The sequence below is a fragment of the Kineococcus lubricus genome, assembly GCF_050871965.1.
In the GTDB taxonomy this organism is placed as follows: domain Bacteria; phylum Actinomycetota; class Actinomycetes; order Actinomycetales; family Kineococcaceae; genus Kineococcus.
Map to the genome: position 1 here is coordinate 192,455 of NZ_JBJLSK010000005.1, position 8,331 is coordinate 200,785.

Here is an 8,331-nt window from a genome sequence, read left to right on the forward strand (position 1 = left end):
CCCACTCGGCACCACGGGGTGCGGCGGCGCGGGCTTCATGTCCGCGGCCGGGACGCCGATGGACACCGCGTGACCGCTGCCACGACCCAGCCCGCGCGCCGGCTCCGCCGCACCGCCTCCTGGCTGCTCGCGATGTCCCTGCCCGTGGGCGTCGTCGCGGGCGCGGCCGCCGCGCACGCCACGGCCCCCGACTTCCAACTCGTGCCCGGGACCGCCACCGCCGTGGACCACGCCGGCGCGGTCGTCGTCGACGGCAGCGGCGTCGTCTACGTCGCCGAGACCGGCAAGAACGTCGTCAAGCGCCTCGCACCCGGCGCGAGCCCCGTCGTCGTCGCCGGCGCCGAGTCCGCCCCGGGCGTCCCCGCGGACGGCAAGCTGGCCACGCCCACCGGGTTGGCCCTGTCGCCCGACGGCAAGACCCTCTACATCGCCGACCCCGGCAACGACGTCGTCGCCAAGGTCGACGCCACCGCCACGAACGGCACCCTCACCGTCGTCGCCGGCAAGGTCGGCCTGCCCGGGGCCCCCAGCAACGCCGCCGGTGCGGACTCCCGGCTCAACGACCCCACCGGCCTGGCCGCCGACGCGGCCGGCAACCTCTACATCGCCGACACCGGCAACAACCAGGTCGAGAAGCTCACCCCCGCGGGCGCCCTCAGCGTCTTCGCCGGCAACGGGAACGCCGCCGCCGCGACCCCGGGCCCGGCCACCGCCTCCGCGCTCAAGGCGCCCTCCGCGGTGACCGTCGACGCCGTCGGGAACGTCCTCGTCGCCGACGCCGGGAACCGGACCGTCGACAAGGTCGACCCGGCGTCCGGGCTCCTGAGCGTCGTCGGCAGCACCGGCGCCACCGGTTCCCCGACCGCCCTGGCGACCGACCTGTCCGGCGCCGTGTACGTCGCCGACCCCACCGGGGGCGGGCTGAAGAAGATGACCGGCGGCGCCGTCGCGACCGTCACCCTGGGTGCGGTCAGCCCGGACGTCCCTCTCGGCCCCGTCGCCGCCGTCGCCACCACCCTCGGGGGGAACCTCTGGCTGGCCGACGCCACCCGGGTCGCGCCCCACGAGTCCACCGTCCCCAAGGACGCCCCGCGCATCACCTCGGTGCCGCCCACCACCGCCGCCGTCGGCAAACCCTTCTCGTTCTCCTTCACCGCCACCGGCGTCCCGACGCCCCAGTGGTCCTTCGTGGACGCCAAGGGGCCGGAGGGGCTGACCATCGGCGCCGCCACCGGCGTCCTGTCCGGCACCCCCACGAAGGCGGGCGCCACGACGTTCACCGTCCGCGCCTCCAACAGCAAGGGCCACTTCGACCAGGTCGTCACCCTGACCGTCGGGACGCTGCCCGCCGCGCCCGCCGCACCCACCGCCGTCGCCGGCGACGGGAAGGCCGTCGTCACCTGGAAGGCGGCCACCTCCACCGGGACGACCGCCGACGTCACCGGGTACGTCCTCACCCCGTTCAAGGACGGCGTCGCGCAGACCCCCGTGGAGTTCACCGCCGCCCAGACCACCACCCAGATCGTCACCGGCCTGACCAACGGCGCGAAGCACACGTTCACCCTCGCCGCGAAGAACTCCTTCGGGACCGGCGCGGCGTCGGCCGCCAGCGCCGCCGTCACGCCCTACCCGACGCTGAGGAAACCCGTCCTCGACGTCCCGCTGAGCCGCCTGTCCGGCAAGGACCGCCTCGAGACGGCCGTGAACTCCTCCAAGGCGTCGTTCCCGACGACCGGTTCGGCCGGTGCGGTCGTGGTGTCGGCCGCCTACAAGTACGCCGACGCCCTCGCCGGGGCCCGGCTGGCGTCGGCGACGTCCGCGCCGCTGCTGCTCACCGAGTCCGACAAGCTCACCGCGGCCGTCGGCACCGAGATCACCCGCGTCCTGGCCCCCGGCGGCACCATCTACGTCCTCGGCGGCAGCGGCACCGTGTCCGCCGCGGCCGAGACCGCTCTGACCGCCCTCTCGCCGAACTACACGGTGAAGCGCCTCGCGGGCGACGACCGCTACGAGACCGCGGCGAAGATCGCCGAGGAGGTCGCCGCGCAGGTCCCCGGCACCGCGACCGCGCCGATCTACCTCGCCAGCGGGGTGAACTTCCCCGACGGGCTCGCGGTGTCCGCGCTCGCCGCCCGCACCGGCGGGACCGTCCTGCTGACCGACGGGGACGTCCTGCCCGCCGCGACGAAGAACCACCTGCAGGCCGAGGACTCCGGCGCCACGCGCGTCGTCCCCGTCGGCGGGGCCGCCGCCGCGGCCGCCGCGTCCCTGCCCGCCGCCGGCGGCAGCGCCGCCCGCGCGATCGTCGGCGTCGACCGGTTCGACACCGCCGCCCTCGTCGCCCGCGAGTTCACCGGCGGGCCCGTCGCCACGAAGGTCGTGGGTGTCGCCACCGGCGACAACTGGCCCGACGCGCTCGTCGGGTCCGCCGCCGTCGGCCTGCTCGGGGGTCCGCTGCTGCTGACGTCCGGGCCGGACCTGGGGAACTCCGCGCAGTCCGCGCTCGGGGCGCTGAACGCCGCCAAACCCCTCGCCACGGGGGTCGTGTTCGGCGGGGAACCGTCGGTCCCGGCGAAGGCGTACGCGACGTTCGGCAAGGCGATCGCGCAGGACTGAACCGCCCGCGGGGGTTTCCGCGCAAACCCCCGCGCCCCGGCGGTGGCGATCTACACTGGCAGGAGTTCCCGCCCTCCGGTGTGACGTCGCCACCGCCCACGGAAAGCCACCCGATGCCCCGCCTGCGCGCCCTGACGGCCGTCTCGATCCTGTCCGCGATCGCCCTGGCCGTCCCCGTCCCCACCGCGGGGGCCAGCACCGGTTTCCAGCCGGACGCCCCCGACCGCCGCATCGGCGGCGTCGACCGCTTCGACACCGCCGCCCGCACCGCCCTCGACGCCTTCCCCGCCGGGACGGGCACGGCGCTGCTCGCCAACGGCTGGCGCAACATCGACGCCCTGTCCGGCGCCTACCTCGCCGGGCTGGAGCAGGCGCCGATCCTGCTCACCGAACGCGACGCCGTCCCCGCCGCGACCCTCGACGCGCTGCGCCGCCTCGGGGTGCGGGACGTGATCGTCCTGGGTGACGAGAACTCCGTCGGCGACGCCGCCCTGGACCAGCTGGAGGCGGCCGGGATCGGGATCGCCGGCATCGTCGCCGGGGAGGACCGGTACGACACCGCCGCGCAGGTCTACGGGTTCGGCGAGACCGCCCCCGAGACCGTGTTCATCGCCCGCGGGGACGTCCCCGCCGGAGCGGTCGCCGCCGACGCCCTCGCCGCCGGGCCCGCCGCGTTCAACGGCAGGCCGATCCTGCTGACCGCCGCCGACCGGCTGCCCGACGTCGTCGCGGACGCCCTCGACGAGGGCCGGCCCCGGTACGTCGTGTTCCTGGGCCGGGGCATCACCCAGGACGTGAAGGAGGAGGTCGCCGACCTCGTCCCCGGCGCGCAGGTCCAGACCATCGGCGGCGCGGACCGCACCGAGACCGCCGCGCTCCTGGCCCGCGCCTACGCCCCCGGCGTCCTGTACGAGTGGCGCGGCCAGGTCGCCATCGCCAACGGCTACACCGTCGACGCCCTCGGCGCGGGCGTGTGGGCGGGGCTGCGGCGCGCGCCGATCCTGCTGACGGCCGGTGACAGCCTCGGCGCGGGGACCACCGAGTACCTGACCAGCGGGATCGGCATGACCCGCGGCACCGTGTTCGGCGACGTCCGCAGCGTCCCGCAGGCCCTGGCGGTGCAGGCGCGCGAGCTGGCCCACGGCGGCCCCGTCGCACCGAGCGCGGTCACGGCCGTCGACCGGGCGGCCGGGACCCTCCACATCGGGGGTGCCACCGCGGACCTGCGCGCCGGGGACACGTACGCGGTCGACGACACCGTCGTGACCCGCGCGCAGCTCCTCGCCGCCGCGCACGTCGGCAGCCGGATCGTCGTCGAGGGCTACCTGCCGAAGGAGGGGACGACGACGTGGACGCTGCTGACGACCCGCCCCGAGGACTGGACGGACGGCACGGTGCAGCGGTCCGCGGGCGGGTTCGCCCTCGTCGAGCCGCACACCGACGTGGTGCTGCGCTCCTTCACCGACGCGGCCCTGCCCGCGGGGGCCACCTTCGGCGTCGACGGCGCGGCCGTGCCCGCCGCCGCCTTCCTGGCCGACCTCGACGACTACGACACCCTGCGGGTGGACGGCGACCGCTTCGCCCTGACCAACCGCGAGGCTGACGTCACTGTGACGTCAGTGTCGTCCTCGTCCTACCGGGGGGCGGCGGGGCTGCACCTGCCCGAGCACGACCACCCGCTGCCGACGGCCGCCGACGTCGTGGAGGTCGACGGGGTCCGGGCCACGCCGGAGCAGTTCCGCGCCCAGCTCACGGTGCGCGACCGCGTGCTCAGCGGCACCGCCGGGGGCGTGCACCGGGTGCAGCTGTGGAACGGGGTCCGGCCCACCTTCTACGCCCACTACGACAGCGGGACGCTGCCCACCGCGGGCGCCCCGACGGCGGTCTTCCACGGCCGCGACCCCGACACCGGCGCCGCCCTGGAGTGGGCGATGGGCTGGGGCTGCGCGGTCACCGTCAACGGCGTCGCGGCGTCCCCGGAGGCCTTCGCCGCCGCCCTCGCGCCGGGGGCGCTGCTGCGCGTGACCGCGACGGACGCGCCGCTGGGGACGGCCGGGGCGATCGACGTCTGGCGTCCCTGAGCTCCACGGGCCGAGCGGTGGTCGCGCCCCGGCGGGGGCGACTACCGTGGAACGATGGAGATCGAAGCGACCTCGGTCCAGGAGCAGGCACCTCGGCACCCGGACCGGCAGGCACGTGAACGGGCAGAGGAGTTCAGGCGGGACGCCCGGGAAGATCCCGCCACCGCGATCTACCCGCACGCGGAGGTGACCTCCGTGGACCTGCGGACCGTCCTGGACGGAATCGTGCGCAAACCGCTCGTGGTGACCCGGGAGGGGCAGGAAGCGGCCGTCGTCGTGTCGGTCGACTTCTTCAACCGGGCCCACGCCGCAGTGGAACTGCTGGAGGACGACGCCACCGCCGAGGCGGAGGACGCCCTCTCGGCCGGCTGAGCCGGTCCGGCCGCCCCCGTCCCGCCCGCGCGGGGCGGGGGCGGCCCCTGCTCCGCACGACGTCGTGCGGGACGGGGTGCACGACCCGCCGACCCCTGCTTGAGTGCTGCCGAGGGCGGTCGACGGGAGGCGGGGACGTGGGCGAGGGCGGCAGCACGGGGTACGTGAACCCGGCGGGGGAGTTCCGGCGCGACCAGCGCTACCTGGAGACCCGCATCACCGCCGACGGCCGCGACGGGTACCCCGTGGAGGCGGGCCGTTACCGGCTGGTCGTCTCGCGCGCCTGCCCGTGGGCGAACCGGGCGATCGTGGTGCGCCGCCTGCTGGGGCTGGAACCGGTGCTGTCGATGGGCGTGTGCGGCCCCACCCACGACGAGCGCAGCTGGACGTTCGACCTCGACCCCGGCGGCCGCGACCCCGTCCTGGGCATCGAGCGGCTGCAGGAGGCGTTCTTCGCCCGCGTCCCCGGCTACGACCGCGGCATCACCGTCCCCGCGATCGTCGACGTCCCCACCGGGCAGGTCGTGACGAACGACTTCGACCGGATGACGCTGGACCTGTCGCTGGAGTGGACGCGGTTCCACCGTCCCGGCGCCCCGGAGCTGTACCCCGAGCGCCTGCGCGACGAGATCGACGCCGTGAACCGCGACGTGTTCCGGGACGTGAACAACGGCGTGTACCGGGCCGGTTTCGCCGGGACCCAGCGCGACTACGAACGGGCGCACGACCGGTTGTTCGCCCGGCTCGACGCGCTGTCGGAACGGCTCGCGACCCGCCGCTACCTGGTGGGGGACAGCATCACCGAGGCGGACGTGCGGCTGTTCACGACGCTGGCCCGCTTCGACCCCGTCTACCACGGCCACTTCAAGTGCAACCGGTCGAAGCTGTCGGAGATGCCGGTGCTGTCGGCGTACTTCCGCGACCTGTACCAGACGCCCGGTTTCGGCGACACCGTCGACGTCGACCACATCAAGCGGCACTACTACGTCGTGCACCGCGACATCAACCCCACGGGCGTGGTGCCCGCGGGACCGGACCTGTCGGGGTGGTGGGAACCGCACGGCCGGGAGGCCCTGGGCGGGCGGCCGTTCGGGGACGGGACGCCCCCGCCGCCGCCGGTGCCGGCCGAGGTCGTCCCCGCGGGGCACGCCCCGCAGCGTCCCTGATCAGATCCGGACGAGCATCTTCCCGGTGTTCGCGCCGCGCATCATGTCCAGGAAGGCGTCGACGGAGTTCCCGATGCCGTCGACGACGGTCTCGTCGTACACGACCTCGCCCTGGGCGAACCAGCCGGTCATCCGCTCGCGGAACTCGGCGGCCACCTGCGGGTGGTCGCCGACGATGAAACCGCGCAGCGTCAGCTTCTTGCTCACCAGGTGCCACAGGTTGTCCGGCCCGGCGGGGCGCTCGGTGGCGTTGTACCCGGAGATGGCCCCGCACAGCGCGGCCCGGCCGTGGGGGTTGAACACGTCGATCGCGGCTTCGAGGTGGTCGCCGCCGACGTTGTCGAAGAACACGTCGACGCCGTCGGGGACGAGGGCCGGCAGCTGCCGCCGGATCGGGGCGTCCTTGTAGTTCGCGGCGGCGTCGTACCGGTAGCGGGACGTCAGGAGCTCGACCTTCCCGGCCGAACCGGCCGACCCCACGACGCGGCCGGCGCCCAGCAGGCGGGCGATCTGGCCGACGGCGGTGCCGACGGCACCGGCTGCGCCGGAGACGAAGACGGTCTCACCCTCGCGCAGGTGCGCGATCTCGGTGAGGCCCACGTAGGCGGTGAGGCCGGTCATGCCGAGGATGCCCAGGTGCACGGAGTCCGGGTGCCCGGGGACCTCGGCGACCGGCCGGAACTGCTCGGCGGGGGCCTGCGCGACGTCCCGCCAGCCGAGGCCGTGGACGACGAGCGTCCCCTCGGGCAGGCCGTCGGCGCGGGAGGCGACGACGCGCCCGACGGCACCGCCGGTCATGGTCTCGCCCAGCGCGTAGGGCGGGGTGTAGCTCTTGGCGTCGTTCATGCGGCCCCGCATGTAGGGGTCGACGGAGATGAACTCGTTCTCCACGCGGACCTCGCCGTCGGCGAGGTCGGGCAGGTCGACGGTCACCGTGCGGAAGTCCTCGGCGGTCGGCCACCCGCTGGGGCGGGACACGAGCTGGACCTGGGTGCTGGTGGTCACGGGTTTCCTCTCGGGGTTCGGGCGGGTTCGGTCGGGGGTCGGTCACAGGGCGATCAGGAAGAGGACGGCCCCGAGCAGCGCCGGGACGGCCTGGACGAGCGCCGGCCGGGTCTTGGACCGGTCGGAGGCCACCAGCACCAACCCTGCCCCGATCATCGAGAACGCGCCCACCAGGACGAGGGTGGCGCCCACCGCCCGGTGCCCGGCGGCCAGGACGACGGTCCCGGCGGCGATCTCGAGCGCGAGGAACAGGTTGTAGAAACCCTGGTTGAAGGCCAGCGGAGCGGTGGTTCGGGCGGTCGGCCCGTCGAGGCCGAAGACGCGGGCCGCGCGCGGGCTCGTCCACAGGAACGACTCCAGGACGAACACGTAGACGTGCACGAGCGCCGCGACGGCGGTCACGGCGAGGGCGGCGGCGAGCACGGGATCTCCTTTTTTGTGATGACCGTTCCACTATAGTGGCGGCATGGGCCGGGTGCAGACCTTCGACACCGACACCGTCGTGCGGGCGGCGCGCGCGCTGTTCTGGGACCGCGGTTTCGAGGACGTCTCCGTGCCCGAGCTCGAAGCCGCCACCGGCGTCCGCCGCTCCAGCCTCTACCACGCGTTCGGCAGCAAGCGCGGCCTGTTCGACGCCGCCGTCGACAGCTACCTCACCGAGGTCGTCCGTCCCCGCCTGCGCTCCCTCCAGGGCCCCGACGTCGCGGCCACCGCGCTCGTCGACCACCTGCGCACCCTGCGCGACGGCCTCCTCGCCGGCCGCGCCGCCCTGCACCCCGGCTGCCTGCTGCTGAACGCCGCCACCGCACCGGTCGGGCGCGACGAAGCCGTCGCCCGGGCCGTGCTCGCCTACCGGGAGGAGCTGCACGCCGCCCTGCGCCGCGGGGCCCTCGCCCACGGCGCCCCCGACCCCGACGGCACCGCGACGCTGTGCACCGCCGCCGTCGTGTGCGCGCTCGTGCTCGCCCGCGTCGACGCGCAGCAGGCCGCGGCCACCGTGGACGCCGTCCTCGCCGTCCTCTGACCCACCACGGCGATCAAGGACAGCCGTTCGGCGATCAAGGACACCTGTGTCCTTGATCGCCGTGAGG

7 protein-coding genes are annotated in these 8,331 nt (G+C 74.9%); 5 read left to right on the plus strand and 2 right to left on the minus strand.

Going from position 1 to position 8,331, the window contains the following annotated elements:
- Positions 1 to 69 precede the first annotated feature (69 nt).
- The 4 genes from ACRYRX_RS05715 (at position 70) to ACRYRX_RS05730 (ending at position 6,235) form a co-directional block, all read left to right on the plus strand.
- Positions 70 to 2,616, plus strand: coding sequence for a cell wall-binding repeat-containing protein (locus ACRYRX_RS05715; RefSeq protein ID WP_432510862.1), 2,547 nt, complete (start codon positions 70 to 72; stop codon positions 2,614 to 2,616).
- 113 nt (positions 2,617 to 2,729) lie between these two features.
- Positions 2,730 to 4,697: a cell wall-binding repeat-containing protein gene (locus ACRYRX_RS05720; RefSeq protein WP_432510863.1), complete on the plus strand. Its 1,968-nt coding sequence runs from the start codon at positions 2,730 to 2,732 to the stop codon at positions 4,695 to 4,697.
- 195 nt (positions 4,698 to 4,892) lie between these two features.
- Positions 4,893 to 5,069 (plus strand): hypothetical protein, encoded by a 177-nt coding sequence (locus ACRYRX_RS05725; RefSeq protein WP_432510864.1) that lies wholly within the window; start codon positions 4,893 to 4,895, stop codon positions 5,067 to 5,069.
- A 137-nt stretch (positions 5,070 to 5,206) separates the two neighbouring features.
- Positions 5,207 to 6,235, plus strand: a complete 1,029-nt coding sequence (locus ACRYRX_RS05730) for a glutathione S-transferase family protein (protein WP_432510865.1) — start codon at positions 5,207 to 5,209, stop codon at positions 6,233 to 6,235.
- Here the strand turns inward: ACRYRX_RS05730 and ACRYRX_RS05735 are convergent, their stop codons facing one another.
- Positions 6,236 to 7,240: an NADP-dependent oxidoreductase gene (locus tag ACRYRX_RS05735; RefSeq protein WP_432510866.1), complete on the minus strand. Its 1,005-nt coding sequence runs from the start codon at positions 7,238 to 7,240 to the stop codon at positions 6,236 to 6,238.
- Positions 7,241 to 7,282: 42 nt separating this feature from the next.
- Positions 7,283 to 7,663 (minus strand): DUF1304 domain-containing protein, encoded by a 381-nt coding sequence (locus ACRYRX_RS05740; protein ID WP_432510867.1) that lies wholly within the window; start codon positions 7,661 to 7,663, stop codon positions 7,283 to 7,285.
- Between the two features lie 43 nt (positions 7,664 to 7,706).
- Between ACRYRX_RS05740 and ACRYRX_RS05745 the strand changes: the two genes are divergently transcribed.
- Entirely contained in the window at positions 7,707 to 8,264 is a 558-nt protein-coding gene (locus tag ACRYRX_RS05745) for a TetR/AcrR family transcriptional regulator (protein ID WP_432510868.1), read from the plus strand.
- The last annotated feature ends 67 nt before the right edge of the window (positions 8,265 to 8,331 follow it).

What these genes read in the sequence shown, in the direction of transcription:
- ACRYRX_RS05720 (WP_432510863.1), top strand. Translation starts at nt 2,730, where the DNA reads ATGCCCCGCCTGCGCGCCCTGACGGCCGTCTCGATCCTGTCCGCGATC.
- ACRYRX_RS05745 (WP_432510868.1), top strand. Translation starts at nt 7,707, where the DNA reads ATGGGCCGGGTGCAGACCTTCGACACCGACACCGTCGTGCGGGCGGCG.